We start from the raw sequence: 18034 nt of genomic DNA on the forward strand, positions 1-18034 counted from the left end.
AATCGATATGAATACAAGATCAATAAATATTCTAATGCTTGCCTTAACGCTCAGCATATTCTTTGGATGTAAAGAAAATCCTGCGGCAGGGGAAGATGCTTCCAGTGAAACTGCAACTACTAATACCGAAGAAGGTGAAAATCACGGTGAGGAAGGAGATGAAGAAGAAGGAGGGATGCGTTCGGTACATCTTTCAGAAATGAAATTCAATAGTCTGGGGATTAAAGTAGATACCTTGCCTAAAAAAGCTTTGTCCGGTATTGTGGAAGCCAATGGCCAGTTAGAAGTGCCGCCACAATATGAAGCTACCGTTACGGCAATTTTAGGCGGTAATATAACTTCTATAAAGGTTATTGAGGGGGATAAGGTAAATAAAGGTCAGGTGTTGGCTTATCTTTCTCACCCAAATTTAACCAGAATGCAGTCTGATTATATTAATGCATATAGTAGGATGCAATTTTTGGAAAAGGAATTTGAAAGACAGAAACGTTTATATGAAGCAGAGGTAGGATCTGGAAAATCTTTTCAACAAACCCAATCAGATTACCAGTCTGTACAAGGTGAAGTGCGGGGGTATGAATCACAGTTACGGCAGTTAAACCTAAATGCTTCCCAGGTTAGAGACGGTGAATTATATGAATATATTCCGGTAGTAAGCCCAATTGGAGGTTATATTGAAAAAGTACTGGTACAGGTAGGACAATATGTAGACCCTCAGACCAGTATGTTTATGGTAGTTGATAATGAACATGTGCATGCCGATCTAATGGTTTTTGAAAAAGATATTTATAAGGTGAAAGAAGGCCAAAAGATTGCGTTTACACTGGAATCGGTTCCAGGCAGTAATTTAACCGGGGAAATTTATTCAGTGGGGAAACAATTTGAACAAAACCCCAAAGCGGTACATGTGCATGCAGAAATCGATAATAAAGAAGATTTTCTAATTCCGGGGATGTATATAAACGGAAAAATCAGGACCGGTGAAGAAGCTGTTCCTGCCTTACCGGAAGAAGCAATAATTGAAGAAGAAGGAAATCCCTACATCTTTACGGCCCAAAAACACCAGGAAGATGGTGAAACCGAATGGGAATTGAAACCAGTGCAGGTTAGAACGGGAATAAATGAAGATGGTTGGGTTGAAATTAAACTGCTGGAGCCTCTGCCTGAAGGTACGTTGGTTGCCTATAATAATGCCTATTATCTGGTTTCTGAAATGCAGAAAAGCCAGACTTCCCATGGTCATTAAATTAAAAAAATTAGATGGATGGACTCTCTGTTAAATGTTTGTCTTAATTAAAATTCCAGAGGGTTCATCCTTAATACTAAAATTAATATTACAGCAATGAAAGAAATAAAAGCATTTATAAAACCGAAACGAGTTCAAAAAGTGATAGAATCCCTTAGTGAAAGTGGATTCAAAAGTATGACGCTTTCCCAGGGGGAAGGTACCGGGGCTTTTAAAGCAAAAGGCGCATCACCTTCTTTAGATTTCCGTGTAACAGACAGTCCGGTTGTAAAGTTAGAACTGGTATGTCAAAACGAAGAAGCACAATCAGCAATAGATATTATCCTTGAGAATGCAAAAACAACTGAACCCGGTGACGGAATAATTTATCTTTCCGATATTGAAGATGCCTTCCAGATAAAAACCGGGGAATCCATAAAGCGTTACGACCCCTAAATACTTTTATAGCAAATGGAAAAAATAGTAAAAAAGTTGGAAAGCAAAGGCATCCGCCCTACGGCAATGCGCTTGATGACCTATAGACGGCTGGCACAACTGAATGTGGCCGTTAGCTTAGGCGACCTTGGAAAGGATTTCGAAAGCTCGGAAAGGAGTACGCTTTTCCGTACTATGAAGACATTTGAAGAAAAAGGAATCGTGCATCAAATTGAGGATGGCACCGGCATCATTAAATATGCCCTGTGCGAAGACAATTGTGAATGTGAGGTGGGAAACGACCTTCACTTACATTTTCATTGCAATAGTTGCGGGGAAACCGTGTGCCTTACAGAGCACAAAATCCCTCAGATAAACCTGCCCGAAGGCTATGTGGCAGAGGATATCAATCTGGTGGCCAAGGGAGTCTGTGAGAAATGTAGCAATGACTTGGATTAAGTTTTTTGATTTAAAAAATTGGAACAATGATGAAAATTTATAAGAAAGAAAGCAAGGTATATATGGTAGCTCAAAATAGATTGGATGCTACCGATTATGACAATTTGATATCTCAATTAAAAAACCATATACAGTCAAACCATAAAGTGTACTGGTATATTGAAATGGAAAATTTTGAGGGGTGGACCGCAAGTGCGTATTGGGAGGGCATTGAACTGAAACTTCCGAATGAAGAACGCGTTAAAAAGGTTGCATTGGTGGGAAATACAAAATGGCAAGAGCAATTTACGGAAGTTTTGATACCCTTTACAAGGGCACATATTAAATGCTTTAGCCCTGAAGAAAAAGATTTGGCCAAGGAATGGATGGAGAAAGGAAATCATTAAAAAAGTTAAATAGAAAGATTATGATGGACAACTGGAATTTTGGGGGAATGCACTGGATATGGTGGGGACTTTGGATAATTCTTATCTTTTGGATATTTTTAATTCCTTACCCCACCCCTGGACAAAAACGGAAAAAAGACGGAGCAATGGAAATTCTAAGGGAGCGTTTTGCACGGGGCGAAATAAGCGAGGAAGAATATAAACACCGGGTAAATATTCTTCAAAATAAAAATGAACCAAAGGACCAGAAAAAAATTAGGCAGGAAAAATAATGGGAAAAGGACAACTAACTATATTTTTTTTAATGCTGGCTCCTATCCTGCATACCCAAACTATATACAGTACACGGGAGGGGCATATCCTTATAAAAGCTAATATAGATGGCAAGGCATTTAAGGCGGAAAGCCATCAACTTTCCATGTTTTTTGATTACACAAGTAAAGAAATTACGGGTTCCATAAATTTGAGAACTATAGACACAAATAATCCACAGCTAGCCACCTATCTTAAAAGTACTCAAGCACCTATATGGATAAGATTTACCGGGAAGGTCCCGGTTGAGGATTTCCTTTTGCGCCCACATGAACCAATTGATTTTAATTGGTTGGTAACGATCAGGCTTCCTAATAAAGAAGTGCAAAACTACTTTAAAGCGACATTGACCCACATCCCCCAAGGTCCTACATTTTCCTGTCTTTTAAGTGCCGGTGGATTTATAGAGAAAACTATAAGCCCAAGCTTAAATCAAGTGGTTCCTGGACTTGAAGGATCCATAGAAATAAAATTTGCCCAGCTTATTTTAAAGAAAGAGTGAATGCCATTTAATTCAAAATAACATAGAAAGATGAAAAAGTATAAATAGAATCCCATCCTCTTCCAGTAGTGCCTTATTAAAATAGCGCTGGGGAGATGTAATAAGTGTAAATAAAATATCCTCCTGCCGTACAAAATTTGTACCGCAATTAGGGAGATAGATGTGATATATAAATATTTCCGTCTTATCATTTTTCGCTTATTACTAATAATGTAAAATTTTGAGGGGTGGACCGCAAGTGCGTATTGGAAGGGCATTGAACTGAAACTTCCGAACGAAGAACGCGTTAAAAAGGTTGCATTGGTGGGAAATACAAAATGGAAGGAACAGTTTACGGAAGTTTTGATACCCTTTACAAAGGCACATATTAAATTCTTTAGCCCTGAAGAAAAAGATTTGGCCAAGGAATGGATGGAGAAAGGAAATCATTAAAAAAGTTAAATAAATTTAAACAGAAAGATTATGATGGACGACTGATATTTTGGGGGAATGCACTGGATATGGTGGGGGCTTTGGATAATCCTTATCTTTTGGATATTCTTAATTCCTTACCCCACGCCGGGACAAAACAGACGGAAAGATAAGGCTATGGAAGCCCTGAGAGATCGATACGCCCGGGACGAGATAAGCGATGAGGAATTTGAACAAAAGAAGAAAGTCCTTCAGGATAAGAAGAAGTAGTTATAAGGCCACAGGTATCGAAGCCGATGGCACCTATGGCATATAAAAGAAGGTAAAAATGAAAAAACGGAAAGTATTTGTTTTTATATTCATTGGATTAGCCCTTGGCTTATTTATAATACAGCCCCTGGCTATTTCACTCCACATGTATGACATGCAGGGAGATAATGGCGAATGGTGGAAATACCTGCTTGCTTCATATCAGCAGGAATTTAGAGTATGGGATTTGGATCAAGCCATAATCAAATTGCTATTTGGACTGCTGGGCATTGCCTTGTCGCTTATGTTTATGGTCAGGCAAAGAATATTTCAATTGACCGGAAGAAGAGATAAGCTGGAGGAGATCAGAGAGCTGATTGCGGCAGGAGAAAACCAGCAAGTAGAATTTAAATCTACCTTGAGATGGGATTTGAGGCAGTTTAAACCGAATAAGGCTTTGGAAGACGTAATAGCAAAAACAATTGCCGGGTTTATGAACACCCAAGGAGGGCATTTAATTATCGGAATTGATGATGAAGGTAGTATTCTGGGGCTGGAACAGGATTATGGTACTTTAAAAAAACCTGGCAAGGACGGGTTTGAGCAATATATAATGCAATTGGTGTCCCTCAAGTTGGGTACCCATTTTTGCACTTTGGTTAAAGTGTCTTTTCACCAATTTGAAGAAAAGGATATCTGTTATGTAAGGGTTCACAAATCACAAAAACCTGTGTATTTGAATTTGGGCGATCGTTCGCATTTCTTTATCAGAACCGGGAACGGAACCCGCGAGTTGGATATGCCCGAGGCGTTGGAATATATGGAAACATACTTAAACTAAACAATATGGGATTTTTAAAACATTTATTAAGAGGAAATTATGGTCATCATTCCAACAAGCATCAACGTAAAAATAATGCCCCAAGATTTAATGAACCCAAGGTTGTTGTGAGATGTACAAAATGCGGCAAAAACAATCCTGAAAATGCTTCTTTTTGACAACATTGTGGCGAGCCTTTAGGTAAAGTAAAATGCATAAGTTGTCAAGAACCAATACCTATGGATGCAAAATTTTGTTCTAAATGTAGCAATGAAGTATAGTTTACATTATGAGAATAAGCAAACAACTTATTGAACGGACTTAAATAATTTTTAAATATGCTCTTAAATAAGCGGATATCAATTTTTGACTTCTTGAAAACCATAAAATTTGACCTGATATTTATCGGTAGTTATTCAATTCTGGTTGGCTATATGGACCAATATGGTTTTTTGTCAAAAATCTCTATTCCAATTGCAATAACCGGCGTTTTTGGTACTGCGGTGGCTCTACTTTTGGGTTTTCGAACCAATCAAGCCTATGAACGGTGGTGGGAAGCCCGTATTATTTGGGGGGCTATTGTCAATGATTCCAGAACACTGGTCAGGCAGTGTGTGTCTTTTTTTGCAAGGGGTCAAGGAGGCTATCAAAAGATGGTGAAAGAGATGACCGATCGTCAGGTAATCTGGTGCTATGCCCTAGGGGAATCGTTGAGGAAACTACCCTTTTCCACTCGGGTTAAGGTATACTCAGAATCCTATGGGATTAAAGCATTTAATATTCCTAATGCTTTATTGTCACAACACTCTGAAACTTTGTTAAAGGCAAAAGAAATTGGTATGGTCAATGATTTTCAGCAGGTACAGATAGACAGTACTATAGCCAGGTTATGTGATTCAATGGGCAAATGCGAACGTATAAAAAATACTGTCTTCCCCAAAGCACACAGCTTATTGATTCATTTGATCATCTACGTTTTTGCTACAATGTTGCCTTTTGGATTGGACGATAAAAATATAGCAGTTGAAATCGCTATAACATTTATTATACCAGTCATTTTCATTGCCATTGAAAAAACATCCATACTCATGCAGGATCCCTTTGAAAACGACCCTTTGGATACACCCATGACTGATTTGGCCGAAACGATAGAAATAAACATTAAACAAATGATAGGTGAAACAGATGTTCCTGTAAAGAAAGAGCCAACAGATTATTATATTTTATAATACAAGATGAATACAATGGATTTTCAAACTGAAATAACACTGATACCGAGATTATTTGTCGCTCTTTTACTAGGTGTCCTGATAGGACTCGATAGGGAAATTGACGGAAATGCGGCAGGAATTAGAACGTATGCAGCCGTTTGCCTTGGGGCCGCATTAATTACAATAATCAATACTCATATTGAAGTAACTGACCAAACCCGCATTGTCGCCAATATTGTTTCCGGTATTGGGTTCCTTGGTGCAGGAATTATTTTTAGGGATAGCGCGAAAAATTTAATTTCCGGTTTGACTACCGCAGCTACAATTTGGGCCACTGCCGCGGTTGGTATATCAATTGGGTTTGGTATGTACCTCATTGGAAGTGTTACATCCGCTTTTCTTATTCTATTATTGGTTTCACATCATTTCCCTTTTTTGAAAAAACATAAAACAAACAATACCTAAAATGAAAAAATTACAACTTAAAATTCCGGTACTGCTACCTCAGGTGCCAAATGAAAAAGATACCTGTGTACAAAGACTTATTGAGGAATTAGAAGCCAAAGAAGGTCTTGAAAAAGTGCATATAAAAGATGATCAGGAAGATACGGTTCCACAATTGTGCTTTCATTATGATCCGGACATTATCTCTATTGACCGAATTCAATCATTGGCAGAAAGAACCGGGGCTGAAATTACCGAGAAATATGGACATTTGCTTATAGAGGTTGAGGGGATTAGACATACCCGGCATGCAAGGACTATAGAAAAGAGTCTGCTGAATATCAAAGGCGTTTTGGAAGCTTCCGCCAATGCGGGAGGAATGATCCGTTTAGAATATGATAAGCGTGAGACCAGTTTTGATGAAATAAGTGCAAAGTTAGAAAAAGAAAACATAAAAGTTAATAAAAGCTCCTCTGCTGAGAATAAAGGCTTTGAACCTGCGGAAAAGAATCCTCAAAATTTAAATAAAAAAAAGGCAAAGGGCAAAGAAGAACAAAAGCATAAAGATAACGAAGTCCAGAATCATATGGAAGGTGAAAGCCACGGGGCCGGGGAAGAACATTCCCACGCCCACGGTGGTGTTTTTGGAAAAAACACCGAACTTATTTTTGCCATCATTTGCGGTGCCCTTCTCGGAATAGGTTTCGGATTGTCCTACGTGGACTCGATACCGGATTGGGTCAGCTTGTCCCTCTACATAGGCGCCTACTTTTTTGGAGGTTATTTTACCGCGAAAGAGGCCATACAGACAGTGGCCAAAGGTGGTTTTGAAATCGACTTTTTAATGTTGGTCGCCGCCATCGGTGCCGCTGCTTTGGGCGCTTGGGCGGAAGGTGCCTTGTTACTGTTCCTGTTCAGCCTCGGGCACGCTCTTGAACATTATGCGATGGAGAAAGCCCGAAAATCTATTGCGGCACTGGCAGATTTAGCACCGAAAACGGCCTTGCTAAAAAAAGATGGAAAGACCAAAGAAGTTGGTATTGAAAAGTTGAATAAAGGCGATATTATTGTAGTTAAGCCAAACAGTAAAATATCTGCCGATGGCGTTGTGGTCGATGGTAAAAGTAGTGTCAACCAAGCCCCCATCACAGGGGAAAGCGTACCGGTGGATAAAATTCCTGTGGAAGATACGAGTAAGGATTATTCGGCAGACGATGATATAAAGGACGAAAACCGCGTTTTTTCCGGGACTATCAATGGCAACAATACGCTTGAAATAAAGGTAATCAAAGAGGCAAAGGACTCTACACTGTCCCGATTGGTAAAATTGGTGAACGAGGCCCAGACCCAAAAATCGCCCACCCAGTTGCTTACCGATAAATTTGAAAGATATTTTGTGCCTTCCGTACTGGTATTGGTAGTGTTGTTGCTCTTTGCTTTTCTGGTCATCGATGAACCGTTTAGTGCCAGCTTTTATAGGGCTATGGCCGTATTGGTAGCTGCCAGTCCCTGTGCCCTTGCGATTTCGACCCCGAGTGCGGTATTGAGCGGTGTTGCACGAGCGGCCCGTGGCGGGGTACTTATCAAAGGGGGTCGTCCTTTGGAAGACTTGGGGGTTATTACCGCGCTCGCCTTTGACAAGACGGGTACCCTGACCGAAGGAAAGCCAAAACTTACGCAAGTAGTACCACTTGGGGATATTTCAGAAAATGAACTTCTCAAAATTGCAGTAGCTGTGGAAAGTTTGAGTGATCATCCCCTGGCAAAAGCTGTAGTTCGCGATGGAAAGGAGCGGATGGAAGGCGAGGAAATACCTGATGCAACCGATTTGGAAGCCGTGCTTGGCAAAGGTATAAAAGCGTCATTGGGCAATGACAAAATCTATGTCGGTAACCTCGACCTGTACGAAGGGCTTGATGAGAGCACCCCTTCCGAAGAGATAATAACGAAAGTCCGTGACCTCGAAGGTGGGGGAAATACTACGATGCTTATTCGGAAAAACCAAGAATATATAGGTGTTATTGCCCTAATGGATACCCCTCGCGAAGCTGCCAAGGAAACCCTCAAAAAATTAAAGGAAATCGGTATCAAACGAATGATTATGCTTACTGGTGACAACCAAAAGGTTGCCGATGCCGTGGCGAAAGAAATAGGATTGACCGATGCTTGGGGGAGCTTGTTACCAGAGGAAAAAGTGGATGCCATAAAAGAGCTAAAGGAAAAGGAATCCAAGGTGGCAATGGTAGGCGACGGGGTAAACGATGCACCCGCAATGGCGAACAGTACCGTGGGCATAGCAATGGGAGCGGCTGGAAGCGATGTGGCCTTGGAAACGGCGGATGTTGCCCTAATGGCCGACAAGTTGGAAACCCTGCCTTTTGCTATTGGCTTGAGTAGAAAAGCAAAAGCTATTATCAAGCAGAACCTTTGGGTAAGCCTTGGGGTTGTGGCACTGCTGATACCGGCCACCATTTTGAGCTGGGCAAACATAGGGATAGCCGTGGCATTTCACGAGGGGTCTACCTTGGTGGTCGTGGCCAATGCGCTACGCCTTTTGGCTTATAAAAAAGATTAGAAAAATTGGGACTTAGAAGAATCCAGCTTTTTTGAAAGAATATTAAATGACAAAAACGGAAAAAATATTAACAAATCACGGTATTCGACCTACTCAAATGCGGTCGAAGATATACAAATACCTCAAAAGGAAAACTTATGCAGTAAGTTTAAATGAAATGCAAAAAGTCTTTATCAATAAAAATATCAAAACGGCCAATAAGACCACTTTCTACAGGACGATAAAGCTCTTTGAGAAAAAAAGCATGGTGCACCAAATTGACGATGGAACTGCTTTTGCAAAATATGCGCTTTCTGATGAAAACACCAATGTTAAACACAGTACAGATTTACATATGCACTTTCATTGTACCGATTGTAAGAAAACAATCTGTTTACCAAATAAAATATCGGAAGAGAGTTTGCCAGACCATTATGAGGTGAACGATGTGAACCTGGTATTAAAAGGGATATGTAAAAATTGTAGTAAAAAATAATAGGTGGAAGTGCCTTAAGCCTGAATCCCAGCCCCCAATGGTCAAGCTTAAGGTTTTTTCCACCGTAACTAACTTAAAAAAATGTGAATATGGAAAAATTTGATGTAACTATAATAGGATCTGGCCCGGGCGGGTATGTAGGTGCAATCCGTTGTGCCCAATTAGGTTTAAAAGTGGCTATAGTTGAAAGGTATAGCACCCTGGGAGGAACCTGTCTTAATGTGGGCTGTATCCCGTCAAAAGCCTGGTTGGAAGCCTCTGAACATAATTACAAGCTCAAGCATCAATTCGAAAAATTTGGGATCAACGTAAAAGAGGCCAATGTCGATATCCTAAAAATGAACCAAAGGGTTCAGGACGTGGTACAGGAAATTATCAATGGTGTTGACTATTTGATGAAAAAGAACAAGGTTGCCGTTTATGAAGGCCACGGCACCATCAAGGATAAAAATACGATTGTAATTAAGGGCGAAGATAAAACGGAAACCATAGCAACCGATAAAATCATCATTGCCACAGGGTCCAAACCCGCTTCATTGCCCAATATTAAAATCGACAAAAAGCGCATCATCTCTTCTACCGAAGCCCTTGCCCTACGGGAAATCCCCAAGCATTTAATGGTCGTTGGCGGTGGCGTTATCGGTGTGGAGATAGGTTCCGTATTCGCCCGCCTGGGTTCAAAGGTTTCTATAGTAGAATATTTTGATAGCCTCATCGCCACTATGGATGGTGCATTGGGACATCAATTGCACCGTTCCCTAAGAAAACAGGGAATTGAATTCTATTTAAAACATAAGGTGACGAATGCAACAGCAACGGACAACAAAGTGGTGTTGAAAGCGGAAAACCTTTCCGATAAAGAAGAAATGAGTTTAGATGGCGATTACTGCCTTATGGCCATTGGGCGAAAACCGTACACCGCAAATTTAGGACTTGAAAACATAGAAGTGGAAATCAATGAAAAAGGACAGATAATCGTAGATGAGAATCTCGAAACCAATGTCAAAGGAATATATGCCATTGGGGATGTAATCAGGGGGGCGATGCTTGCCCATAAAGCAAGTGAAGAAGGCGTTTTTGTAGCCGAAACTATTGTTGGTCAAAAGCCATATATTAATTATTCGCTCATCCCAAATATCGTGTACACCCAGCCCGAGGTCGCCGGCGTAGGCTTGACGGAAGAAGAATTGAAAAAGGCCAATAAAAATATAAAAATAGGGTCTTTCCCCTATAAGGCAAACGCACGGGCAAAGATAAGTATGGATACCGATGGTTTTATAAAGGTAATCGCAGATAAGCAGACCGATGAGATACTGGGCGTGCATATGATAGGCCCTCGCATTGCAGACAGTTATACCGAAGCGGTGGTAGCAATGGAATTTAGGGCATCTGCTGAAGACATTGCAAGAATGTCACACGGGCATCCCACATTTTCAGAGACCTTTAAAGAGGCGTGTCTGGCCGCTACAGATGATAGGGCATTACATATTTAAAGTTGACCTAACAGTAAGTTCTTAAAAATTAAGACGCTACTGAGCTTTTTGAAATATTAAGGTTTAAATAATTAACTCAAAAAATAGATAAGATCAAATGGGGCAATCAGTTCGAAATCAATCCACTATTGGGTATATCAGGGAAACGGCAACAAAGTTCCTCGACAGGGAAACAGCTGGGGGGATTTTTTTAATAATTGCTACTATAGTTGCCCTTCTTTTAGCTAATTCACAGTGGGCAGGTGCCTATCATCATTTTCTTGGCGATGAATTGCTTTTTGAATTTTCCGAGCATCTTAGTTTTGGGCTAACAATTGAAGAATGGATCAATGATGGCCTAATGGCAATTTTCTTTTTGGTTGCCGGCCTTGAATTGAAGAGGGAGGTTATGGTGGGGGAATTATCTTCAATTAAAAAAGCCTCAGCCCCCTTGTTGGCAGCTTTAGGTGGTATGGCAGTTCCGGCCCTCATTTTTATTAGCCTAAATTTAGGCACTGAAAATATAAAGGGTTGGGGCATCCCTATGGCTACCGATATCGCATATTCACTAGGGATTATTGGCCTACTGGGGAAAAATGTCCCCAGGCAGTTAAAAACATTTTTAATAGCCCTCGCTATTGCTGACGATATAGGGGCCATATTGGTGATAGCATTGTTTTATAGCAACGAGTTGAGCTGGATATACCTTGGATCGGGCATGGGGGCATTTGGGTTATTATTATTAATGAATTGGACTGGGGTCAAAAATTTGATTTGGTATATTATTATTGGGATCATCTTATGGTATTGCTTCCTTAATTCGGGGATCCATCCAACTATTGCGGGGGTACTTTTTGCCATTACCATTCCAATAGTGCCCAAATTAGACAGTAAAATATTAAAAGAAAGGACTGCCACAAACGTTACTAATCTTGAGAAAACAGAGCTGGAAAAATTAAATCCCCTTCAGGATAAAAAACAACAAATAATTTTAAAAGCCATTAAAACAGATACTGAGAATTCAAGGCCTCCTTTGCTCAAACTGGAAAATTCCCTTGTTGATTTCAATGCTTTCTTTATCATTCCAATTTTTGCAGTCGCGAATGCGGGAGTAAAGCTCGATGTAAATTTAATTGAGGTTGTTTCCGGTTCTTTGGGGCTGGGGATCCTTTTGGGATTAGCAATTGGTAAAGTAACAGGGATTGGTATTTTTACATTGATTGGGCAAAAACTTGGAGTTTCCGAATTACATATTACACTAAACTGGAAACATATAATTGGAATTGGTATGATTGCGGGAATTGGCTTTACCATGTCCCTTTTTATTACCAATCTCGCATTTAATGATCAGGAATTGATTAAAATTTCGAAAATAAGTATTTTGATAGCTTCGTTACTTGCAGCTATTGGCGGTGCGGTAATTCTCTTATTAACTTCCAATAAAGGAAGGAAAAATATAGTTAAGTGATATGGGAGAAATGAACAAAAGTACCTTTATAGTAAGTCAAATGGACTGTCCTTCAGAAGAACAGATGATCCGGATGAAGTTGGAGGCTTATACACAAGTGAAATATTTGGATTTTGATATTCCCAACAGGAAATTGGAAGTATATCATGTGAATGGAATCGAAGATATACAAACATCAATAGCCGGTTTAAACCTTGGGGATTCCTTCCAAGGGACAGAAGAAGCCGAGCCTCCTGAAATAGAAGACCAATCCAAACAGAAAACAATCCTTTGGTGGGTCCTCGGGATAAATTTCGGCTTTTTCATTATCGAAATGACCACGGGGTGGATTTCTTCTTCTATGGGCCTTATTGCAGATTCGTTGGATATGCTGGCAGATTCGATAGTATATGCGCTAAGTTTATTTGCAGTAGGTGGTGCCATTTCCAGAAAAAAGAAGGTGGCAAAATTCAGCGGGTATTTTCAGATGGCCTTGGCAACACTTGGTTTTGCAGAGGTATTAAGAAGGTTTTTTACCAGTAGTGAAACACCAATTTTCCAATTGATGATCATTGTTTCCATTTTCGCCCTTCTGGGTAACCTTATTTCGCTTTGGTTGATAAATAAGGCCAAAAGTAAGGAGGCGCATATGCAGGCCAGTGCCATTTTTACGTCGAATGATATCATCGTCAACGGTGGGGTGATACTGGCCGGTGTTTTGGTCTATTTTCTGGATAGCAAATGGCCAGATTTGATCATTGGTGGAATCGTGTTCACTTTTGTAATGCGAGGCGCCATAAGGATATTGAAAATTTCGAAATAATTTAAATATGTGATCGACACAATATGTATTGCTAACAACATAATGATTATGAATAAAAGAAATGTAGCATTATTGATTTTACTGTTGTTGGCAATAGACCAAGCCATAAAGATTTATGTGAAGACCCATTTTTATTATGGCGAGGAGTACTACGTGTTTGGCTTGGATTGGTTTCGCTTGCATTTTTTGGAAAATTCCGGAATGGCCTGGGGCTTTAAATTTGGGGAGGGATATGTGGCCAAATTTATTTTAATACTATTTCGCTTAGCAGCCATTATTTGGGGGACCTTTTATATCAAAAAGATGATACGTGAAGGATATGCAAAAGTCTTTATAATCTGTGCCGCATTTATATACGCAGGTGCATTGGGCAATTTGATTGACGGTGCATTTTACGGACTGTTTTTTGAAAAAAGTGATCCCGCACTTCGCAACATTGCAGAAATATTCCCCTCAGGCGGTGGTTATGCGGGATTTTTAAATGGCAATGTGGTGGATATGTGGTACTTCCCTATTATTGATACAAGGCTTCCGGAATGGTTGCCATTATGGGGAGGCAATGAATTTACTTTTTTCGACCCTGTATTCAATACCGCAGATGTTTGGATTAGCACGGGAGTGATTTTACTCCTGATCTTTCAAAGCCAACAAAAAAAAGACCAGAAAATATCGGATAAGAAAAAGTTGAAATATACTGAAAGTAACAGGACAATTATAAAAATCGATTAGTTATGAACGTTTGGCTCTGGGTAGTAGTATTGGGATTGGCAGCTTGGGCCGCACATTGGGGTGCTGATCAACTCCTAACACCTTTGAAAATGCTGCGTAAGCAATGGGGGCTTACAGCTTCTGCAGGAGCAGCTTTCCTAGCTATTGTAACAGCGAGCCCGGAAGTGGCGATAAATATTACAAGTGCTGCCCGGGGAGTATCTGATATCGGATTAGGAAATTTGCTTGGTTCCAATATAATTTCCATCCCACTCATGGTAACCATCGCCTATTTCGCTTCCAGAAAACAATTTAAAAACAATAAGGAACATCAAAAACATTTAGATACCAACCTGCTGGCCCTGAACAAACGTTCTGTCTCGGTATTGTCCATCCCCTATCTGGCAATCATTGCTTTGGTAGCTATACTAACCCTTCCAAAAGCCTGGCGTGGGTTACAACCCATTGATGGGTGGATTATGCTGGCGGCCTATGCGGCTTTTTTAATGCGTGCCATTATAAAAGGCAGGAAAAAAGGGGAAAGTGTGGAGTGGGATAAGAAGAAAGTGTGGTTATCAGTAGCCGGAGCTATGGCAATAGCCGTGGGTGCTTTTTTTATTGTTAAGGCTACGGAAAATATTGTTTCGGTGTTGAACATTTCCGAAATTGTTGGAGGGCTGTTTATTACCGGAATAATGACGACTGCCCCAGAAATATTTAAAACATGGAGTGTGGTAAAAGGAGGTGAAGTGACCGCGGGCACCACGAGCGTAATTGCCGATAATGCTGTTACCATGACGATAGCATTTTTTCCTTTGGCATTGGTAACAACACCTATCGAAGATTTCCAGTTGTTTTGGGTCAACCTGGCTTTTGTAGGACTGATGCCGCTTTTATATTCGGTATTTGTTCATCAAAGCAAGGAGCTTCACGGGTTCAGCAGATGGCAGATATTCGTTTTCGATGCAGCGTATATTGTATATCTCTTAACTATGGTGTTTTTTGTTCTAAAACTATTTTAAAAAATGAAGGAGGACTTATTTAAGGATTACCAGGAGAGGCTAAATGTGCTGGATGAAAATATTAGAGCAGTAGCATTAAATTATGCAAGAGATTTCTATTTGAACAAAAATTGTTCAAAAGAAGAGGCTATTGAGCGTGGTATCGTAAAGGCAGAGATGGAAAAAAGGAATTTAGATAGAAATGGATAATATATTACTAATAGTATTATGGCAGAATTAAAAAAATCTCTGGGTACTCTTCGCCTTACTTTTTATGGTGTAGGTACCATTGTTGGTGCTGGAATATATACTGTAATTGGTGCAGCCGCTGGACAGGCGGGAACAGACCTTTGGTTGAGTTTTATTTTTGCCGCCATTGCGGCCAGTGTCTCGGCAATGTCGTATGCAGAGCTGTCCTCTACCTATCCTAATGCCGGTGCAGAATTCATTTTTGTACGGAAAGCTTTTCCAAAAATCGACATTCCATCTTTTCTAACAGGTTGGACGATTGCATTTCACAGTTCGGCCACCATCGCCGCGGTGCTACTTGCTTTTTCAGGGTATTTCAATACGTTTTTTAACATCCCTTCCTTACTGGTTAGCTATGCTGTGCTACTGATTCTTGCATTGATAAGCATTACGGGCATCAAAAAATCATCTACCGCCAATATCATTATGGTCAGTATTCAGCTATTGGGATTGTTTATTCTTATTGCGGTCGGACTTTTGGAAACAGGACCACCAAAATCAGAATTTTTTAAAGTGGAGTCCTTTTCCGGCACCCTGGCAGCGACTGCTACCTTATTTTTTGTTTATACCGGCTTTGAGCATATGGCAGCATTGGGTTCCGAGGTAAAAAATCCGGGCAAGACTATTCCGAGGGCATTTTTATTGACAATGGTGTTTACCACAATTATATACCTACTAATATCTTTTACGGTACTCAATATAAGTGACCCCGCAGAAATAGCAAAGGTAGATTCCCCATTGTCGCTGGCCGCTTCAAATTTAAATTCCTGGTTGCCCGTAGCCCTGGCAGTTGCGGCACTTTTTGCTACGGCTAATGCGGCTTTTAGTGGCATTATTTCCATTAGCAGGTTGCTTTTCGGTATGGCAAGCGTGGGCGAGCTTCCAAAATTTATGACCAAGACCAATGCGCAGAAAGTACCCTGGGTAACTACACTGGTGGTTATGGCTGCGGTAGCGGCATTTTTATTATTGGGAGATATTAAAATTGTCGCAGGAATGTCCTCTTTAGGGGCGTTACTCGTTTTTGTAGCTGTGAATATTGCACTCATCGTTTTGCGTTATAAAGCACCTGACAAAGAAAGACCTTTTAAAGTTCCCCTTTCCATAGGGAAAGTACCTATCCTACCCATTTTGGCCATAATTATTAGCCTGTCTCTGGTAGTTCAGTTTAACTGGCAGGTGTATGTTGCTTTTGTGGGAGCAATTATAGTGGGCATCGTACTGGATTATTTTTTGGACAAAAAGTCAAAGAATGAGATAGATCCCGAAAAAGAAAAAGAACTGTTCAACCATTAAAATGAAGCTATGGAATGGACCTTTGAAGAATTTAAAACCAGTTTGGATGGCCTCCATCCTGCAGTGAAGGAAAAAGCCCTGGAAATTGCTAAAAGTCTGGTTATAGAAAAGAATTATACTAAGGGAAATGCCATAAAAGAAGGAATTATGAAAGCTGAAGAATGGTTTTACGATTTAGGCGGTTAATAATTAATAAAAATAGATATGTTACAAATTATTGAGATTTCAGGAGATAATATTATTGCAACCAGAGCATCGGGAGATTTAACCGAGATGGATATTGAGAAGGTACATCCCCTTATTCATGCTATTTTGGACAAAGGATTAAACGTACGCTGGTATTTTGAAATGGAGAATTTTACCGGCTGGGATTTTCCAGGCCTGTGGGAAGATCTAAAAATGGATACTGCCCATGCAAAAGATTATGAGAAAATCGCGATGGTGGGCAACAAAAAATGGCAGGACTGGATTACAAAATTCATGAAACCTTTTACCAATGCTGAAGTAAAATATTTTGACTTAGAGGAAAAGGAAATTGCCAAAAAGTGGATTAAACAATAAACCTTTTATTTAAATAATTAATTGAAAAACTGAATGTATAATTAAAATTAAAAAACCATGAAAATAATAGTACCGATTGATTTTAGTCAAAGTTCCAAAATTGGAGTTGAGTATGCCGCAAAGGTGGCCGAATCTTTAAATTCAGAAATTATCTTTGTTCATGCCTATTCTGAAGGTTATCAATATGCCGGATATGGGGCTATAGTTTATCCGGTTCCCGACAATTTTAGTTCTTATCAGAAATTGTACAAAGAAAAAATGCTGGAATTTCTCGAAAATTTTCCACGTCTGGCGACAATAAAATATAAGAGTATGGTAGCCCCAGGAAGACCTTCAGATATAATTTATCAACTAGCAACAGAAGAAAAAGCCAGTTTGATAATTATGGGGACAGAAGGTGCAGGTGAGGTAGAAGGTTACCTCGCAGGAACTACCAGTGAAAAAGTGAGCAAGGATGTACCCTGCCCTGTGCTGGTAGTACCGGAAGATTTAGAAACTTTTGATTTAAAAAGAGTTTGTCTGGCGCTGGATTCAGATAATCTGAAACCTGATAGGGAACTAAAGGTTCTGGCTAATCTATTAAAGGCATTTAACGCACGCCTTTTTATATTTCATTTTTCCAAAATTAAAGATGAAGTTATTAATGAACAGGAGATTAAAAACTATTATGAGGAGTTTTTTAATCTGCAGAATATTTCTGTTCATCTTTTTTCCGAAGGGAAAACCGAAGATAAAATAACCGGTTTTTTGAAAGATAATATCATAGATATTTTGGCGCTACTTTACAGGAAACATGACTTTATAGAAAAACTAACTGAACTGGGGCTGAGAAGGAAAATGATTTTCAAATCAGAAATTCCTGTACTTATTTTAAAATAATGGTAGTGCCCGCTTTTAATGAATTATATCAGATTTTATAAGTCCTATGAAGTTATTTTCTGGAAATTAAACAAATTTCCAAAAGGGCATGTTT

Annotated in this window: 23 protein-coding genes and 1 pseudogene; all 24 read left to right on the forward strand. The window is 39.8% G+C overall.

What is annotated here, in order from left to right:
• Positions 1-7 precede the first annotated feature (7 nt).
• Positions 8-1246, forward strand: coding sequence for an efflux RND transporter periplasmic adaptor subunit (locus tag GFO_RS05555; RefSeq protein WP_011709080.1), 1239 nt, complete (start codon positions 8-10; stop codon positions 1244-1246).
• 96 nt (positions 1247-1342) lie between these two features.
• A complete protein-coding gene (locus GFO_RS05560; protein WP_008613762.1) occupies positions 1343-1681 on the forward strand; it encodes a P-II family nitrogen regulator in 339 nt (112 codons plus the stop codon).
• Between the two features lie 15 nt (positions 1682-1696).
• Positions 1697-2119 (forward strand): Fur family transcriptional regulator, encoded by a 423-nt coding sequence (locus tag GFO_RS05565; RefSeq protein WP_008613756.1) that lies wholly within the window; start codon positions 1697-1699, stop codon positions 2117-2119.
• Between the two features lie 26 nt (positions 2120-2145).
• Complete coding sequence (locus GFO_RS05570; protein ID WP_011709081.1) at positions 2146-2505, forward strand: SpoIIAA family protein; 360 nt, start codon at positions 2146-2148, stop codon at positions 2503-2505.
• A 20-nt stretch (positions 2506-2525) separates the two neighbouring features.
• Positions 2526-2777 (forward strand): SHOCT domain-containing protein, encoded by a 252-nt coding sequence (locus GFO_RS05575; protein WP_013073461.1) that lies wholly within the window; start codon positions 2526-2528, stop codon positions 2775-2777.
• Positions 2777-3319 (forward strand): hypothetical protein, encoded by a 543-nt coding sequence (locus GFO_RS05580; RefSeq protein ID WP_011709083.1) that lies wholly within the window; start codon positions 2777-2779, stop codon positions 3317-3319. The genes GFO_RS05575 and GFO_RS05580 overlap by 1 nt, the downstream gene beginning before the upstream one ends.
• A gap of 261 nt (positions 3320-3580) precedes the next feature.
• Positions 3581-3751 carry a SpoIIAA family protein gene (locus GFO_RS17945; protein ID WP_341475727.1) on the forward strand — a complete coding sequence of 57 codons (171 nt, stop codon included), beginning with the start codon at positions 3581-3583 and terminating at the stop codon, positions 3749-3751.
• A 57-nt stretch (positions 3752-3808) separates the two neighbouring features.
• Positions 3809-4000, forward strand: a complete 192-nt coding sequence (locus GFO_RS05590; protein WP_041250021.1) for an SHOCT domain-containing protein — start codon at positions 3809-3811, stop codon at positions 3998-4000.
• Between the two features lie 58 nt (positions 4001-4058).
• The gene (locus GFO_RS05595) at positions 4059-4820 is read left to right on the forward strand and encodes an AlbA family DNA-binding domain-containing protein (RefSeq protein WP_011709087.1); all 762 of its coding nucleotides are present in this window, start codon (positions 4059-4061) and stop codon (positions 4818-4820) included.
• A gap of 170 nt (positions 4821-4990) precedes the next feature.
• A pseudogene (locus GFO_RS18120) lies at positions 4991-5080 on the forward strand (zinc-ribbon domain-containing protein); the annotation flags it as partial.
• 57 nt (positions 5081-5137) lie between these two features.
• Positions 5138-6028 (forward strand): bestrophin family protein, encoded by an 891-nt coding sequence (locus GFO_RS05600; protein WP_011709089.1) that lies wholly within the window; start codon positions 5138-5140, stop codon positions 6026-6028.
• A 15-nt stretch (positions 6029-6043) separates the two neighbouring features.
• A complete protein-coding gene (locus GFO_RS05605; RefSeq protein WP_173362634.1) occupies positions 6044-6475 on the forward strand; it encodes an MgtC/SapB family protein in 432 nt (143 codons plus the stop codon).
• A gap of 1 nt (position 6476) precedes the next feature.
• A complete protein-coding gene (locus tag GFO_RS05610) occupies positions 6477-9029 on the forward strand; it encodes a heavy metal translocating P-type ATPase (protein WP_011709091.1) in 2553 nt (850 codons plus the stop codon).
• Positions 9030-9075: 46 nt separating this feature from the next.
• Entirely contained in the window at positions 9076-9504 is a 429-nt protein-coding gene (locus GFO_RS05615; protein WP_011709092.1) for a Fur family transcriptional regulator, read from the forward strand.
• A gap of 89 nt (positions 9505-9593) precedes the next feature.
• The gene (gene lpdA / locus GFO_RS05620; protein ID WP_011709093.1) at positions 9594-10997 is read left to right on the forward strand and encodes a dihydrolipoyl dehydrogenase; all 1404 of its coding nucleotides are present in this window, start codon (positions 9594-9596) and stop codon (positions 10995-10997) included.
• Positions 10998-11094: 97 nt separating this feature from the next.
• Positions 11095-12444, forward strand: coding sequence for a Na+/H+ antiporter NhaA (gene nhaA / locus GFO_RS05625; RefSeq protein WP_011709094.1), 1350 nt, complete (start codon positions 11095-11097; stop codon positions 12442-12444).
• A gap of 10 nt (positions 12445-12454) precedes the next feature.
• On the forward strand, positions 12455-13246 hold the full coding sequence (locus tag GFO_RS05630) for a cation efflux transmembrane domain-containing protein (RefSeq protein WP_188619036.1): 792 nt from the start codon (positions 12455-12457) through the stop codon (positions 13244-13246).
• A 48-nt stretch (positions 13247-13294) separates the two neighbouring features.
• Positions 13295-13975 carry a lipoprotein signal peptidase gene (locus tag GFO_RS05635; protein ID WP_041250265.1) on the forward strand — a complete coding sequence of 227 codons (681 nt, stop codon included), beginning with the start codon at positions 13295-13297 and terminating at the stop codon, positions 13973-13975.
• Between the two features lie 2 nt (positions 13976-13977).
• Positions 13978-14976, forward strand: a complete 999-nt coding sequence (locus GFO_RS05640) for a sodium:calcium antiporter (protein ID WP_011709097.1) — start codon at positions 13978-13980, stop codon at positions 14974-14976.
• A gap of 3 nt (positions 14977-14979) precedes the next feature.
• Entirely contained in the window at positions 14980-15165 is a 186-nt protein-coding gene (locus GFO_RS05645) for a hypothetical protein (RefSeq protein WP_011709098.1), read from the forward strand.
• Between the two features lie 18 nt (positions 15166-15183).
• Positions 15184-16500, forward strand: coding sequence for an APC family permease (locus tag GFO_RS05650; RefSeq protein WP_011709099.1), 1317 nt, complete (start codon positions 15184-15186; stop codon positions 16498-16500).
• A gap of 9 nt (positions 16501-16509) precedes the next feature.
• Positions 16510-16686 (forward strand): hypothetical protein, encoded by a 177-nt coding sequence (locus GFO_RS17790; RefSeq protein WP_008615607.1) that lies wholly within the window; start codon positions 16510-16512, stop codon positions 16684-16686.
• A gap of 18 nt (positions 16687-16704) precedes the next feature.
• Positions 16705-17061 carry a SpoIIAA family protein gene (locus tag GFO_RS05655; protein WP_011709100.1) on the forward strand — a complete coding sequence of 119 codons (357 nt, stop codon included), beginning with the start codon at positions 16705-16707 and terminating at the stop codon, positions 17059-17061.
• Positions 17062-17118: 57 nt separating this feature from the next.
• Complete coding sequence (locus tag GFO_RS05660) at positions 17119-17940, forward strand: universal stress protein (protein ID WP_011709101.1); 822 nt, start codon at positions 17119-17121, stop codon at positions 17938-17940.
• Positions 17941-18034 lie beyond the last annotated feature (94 nt).

Origin of the sequence: Christiangramia forsetii KT0803, assembly GCF_000060345.1 — a bacterium.
In the GTDB taxonomy this organism is placed as follows: Bacteria; Bacteroidota; Bacteroidia; order Flavobacteriales; family Flavobacteriaceae; genus Christiangramia; species Christiangramia forsetii.